The sequence below is a fragment of the Bacteroidota bacterium genome (genome assembly GCA_016213405.1).
Classification (GTDB): Bacteria; Bacteroidota; Bacteroidia; order Palsa-948; family Palsa-948; genus Palsa-948.
On record JACRAM010000076.1, the window covers coordinates 1 to 3,128 of the forward strand.

At 39.1% G+C, this 3,128-nt stretch carries 2 protein-coding genes; both read left to right on the forward strand.

The window, feature by feature from the left end; genetic code table 11:
- Positions 1 to 328: 328 nt before the first annotated feature.
- Complete coding sequence (locus HY841_09675) at positions 329 to 1,741, forward strand: T9SS type A sorting domain-containing protein (GenBank protein MBI4931019.1); 1,413 nt, start codon at positions 329 to 331, stop codon at positions 1,739 to 1,741.
- A 177-nt stretch (positions 1,742 to 1,918) separates the two neighbouring features.
- Entirely contained in the window at positions 1,919 to 2,827 is a 909-nt protein-coding gene (locus tag HY841_09680; GenBank protein MBI4931020.1) for an alpha/beta fold hydrolase, read from the forward strand.
- Positions 2,828 to 3,128: the final 301 nt, after the last annotated feature.

Sequence of the window (3,128 nt, forward strand, 5' to 3'; positions counted from 1 at the left end):
AGAAAAAACTGCAACTAACATTCGCTTGCCGTCATGCGGGTTTTCTTTTTCGCAGATAGTTTTTATTTCCTATTTTTGTTCTGTGCAAGCGGACAGTTAAGCAATTCTTTCTCCCGCACGCACGGCAAGCGAAAGAACGTTAGCCACAATGCAAGAAAACATTTATACCTTTGGACATTTTTATAAATGAATAAAAATTACTTTTCATCAGACAGACAATCGCACGGCAACGACATTTGCTCGTGGACAGTTGCTCAGGTAATTGACAGCAGACAATCTATTTCTTAGTTTACAATTAACAAATTATAAAACTAAAACTCTAAAAAAAATGAAAACAACTATCTTTTCTTTCGTTATAATGCTCCTTACTTTGAGCAGTTATGCACAATCGCTCCACAATCTTTTTGCAACAGTTACTATAACTGATACGGCAGCATCCAAAACAGCAAGACCGGAAGTAATTGCTACATCAAACCGTGTATTTGTACTTTATCTTGCAATCACCGGCACTACCAATACTTTTGATTTGAAAATCTATAACAGTAATATGGACACATTAATAAATTCACAGGTTTTAGTGTCTCCGACATCAAGTTACGGTAAACCGACCGACATCCGGGTTGCATCGGACGGGCAGTATCTCTATGCATTTTACGAAACATTAAAAACCATATCATTCGGAAATGATTCAACTTCCCTTTGGGCAGCAAAGTATTTGCTGAATGATAATTTTACTCTTGTTGCCGGTACTCCGGTTCCCATAACAAGGAGCAAGCCCGCAACCCAACTTTCCATTGGCGGTGAAAAGGTTGACGACCCGGCTCCTTTGATGGGTCCAAATTCGGTTTATGCAATAACCCGTTTGCACGATTCCATTAAAACTACAGGAAGCACTATTTACAGGGTACGGGAATTTGACAATAATAATTTTACTCAACTTTCACAGTTTGACCTTGATTTATCAGATGTGGCTGATGGAAGAGGGCGGGTAACAAGTTTATTCTATCGGCAAAATAATATTTATATTGCATTAACGACTACCGTTTCCAACGTAGGACTATATGAAAACTCAGATGACGGAGCGCTGTCCGATATTATCCTTATTAAAATGCAACCTGATTGGACATATAACCCAACCACTGATGTTTTCACACTTACTGCTGAAATCAATGACCATGAAAATTATGTTTCAGGGCTGGATATGGACAATAATTATCTGTATGTTACATACAAGCAGGCAACTGGCAGTCCCCCGACAGGACAGCAATTAGCGTGGATTAAAATTTACGACAACAACTTTAATTTTGTTGATACAATTATGGTGAAAAGCACCGTTTGGGGTCCGAGCGGGGAAGAAATACGCCCATCGCTCGATGTTTACGGGAGCAGAATTTATTCCGGTCAAAGTATGGCTCCGATATCCGGCAGCGGCTACGCCAAAGTTTTTGTTTATGATTTTCTGCTTACTTCAGTAAATGACAATTCTGAAAACTTCAATCTTTCGCCTGCTATTTTTCCCAATCCTTTTTCCACACAGACAACTTTGCTGATAGACATTCCATTAAATAACGCAACTCTCACGGTTTACAATTCTTTCGGGCAGACAGTAAAAGAAATAAAAAACATTTCGGGACAGACAGTCACTCTCTCGCGTGACAATCTTCTAAGCGGACTGTATTTTATTCGGCTTACAGAAGACAGTAAAGTAATCGCAACAGACAAATTAGTAATTACTGACTGACACATAAGACAAGCTGCACTGTGGCTAACATCGGCTTAAAAGAAATGGCGGGGTGACAAGCAATTTGGTAATTCTGTTTTTAAAATTATCTTTGTTTCGGGTGGACAGTGACGAGCAATTAAGCCCGCCACTTCTTTAAGCCGTAACTCGTTAGGCACAATGCTAAAAAAAACGACAATGACGACACGACATCAAAAACTTTGGACTGTTGCAATCGCGACACTTTCGTTTTTTCTGACAACTTGCAGTTTTAACAAAGTATTTCTTCAGCCGACAAAAGCACCACCGACAGCAAAAAAACTGACATTGAAAACAGCAACGGACACGACCGTTGTGTTTTTTTCGCCTGACACTCATCAACCGACATTTACAAAAAACGGAAAAGACACAATTGACCTCGGCTACACAATTGAAAGTGTTGCATTCAAAAGTACAAATGGGAATAAACTGAATGGTTGGTTTATAAAACCTAAAAATAAGACAGCGACAATTACTTTACTCCATCTTCACGGCAACGCTGGTTTTTTGTTAAGTCAATATCAAATGATTGTTCCGTTAATAAAAAACGGTTTTCAAATTTTTATGTTTGATTACAGCGGGTTCGGTTTTTCAGACGGCAAAGCAACGCGAGACAATGTATTGACTGACGCTCTTTCTGCACTTGACTACATCAAAAGCAGACAAGATGTTAAGGACACCAAAATAGTTATTTACGGACAGTCACTCGGTGGACACTTATCCGCAGTTGTTGCGACACAACGGCAAAGCGACATAGACGGTTTAGTAATTGAAGGTGCTTTTTCATCTCATAAGGACATTGCTTCTCATCGTATTCCTATTCTTGGACGCATTTTAGTAAAGCAAGGTTATTCCGCGACAAAATCAATAAAGGACTTTCATAAACCATTATTAGTAATTCACAGCACGGAAGACAAAGAAGTTCCTTTTTATATGGGCAAAAAAATATTTGACAATGCAAACCAACCCAAAGAGTTTTATGAAATAAAAAAATGTCATATGTGCGGGACAATTTTTTATGCGGACAGTATCGCAGACAAAATAAAAAATATGTGGACAGCAAAGTAAATCACACGGTGGACAGTTGCGCAGACACGGACGAAAAGCACAGTGCCTAACATCCGCTTGCCTCAATGGCGGTTTTCGTTCGGGAAAAATGTTTTGTGTATTTAATTATCTTTGTGCTGGCAGACAGTTACTCGCTTTTAATCCGCCACTGCGGCAAGCGGAGGAACGTTAGCCACAATGCAAAAAAACGGACAGACAGTTCTTAACTTTGACAACGACAACAAAAAATAAAAAAAAGGACAATGAAAAAACATATACTCATCCCGACAATCTTTTTAGCGTTGACAGTTGCACACAAACA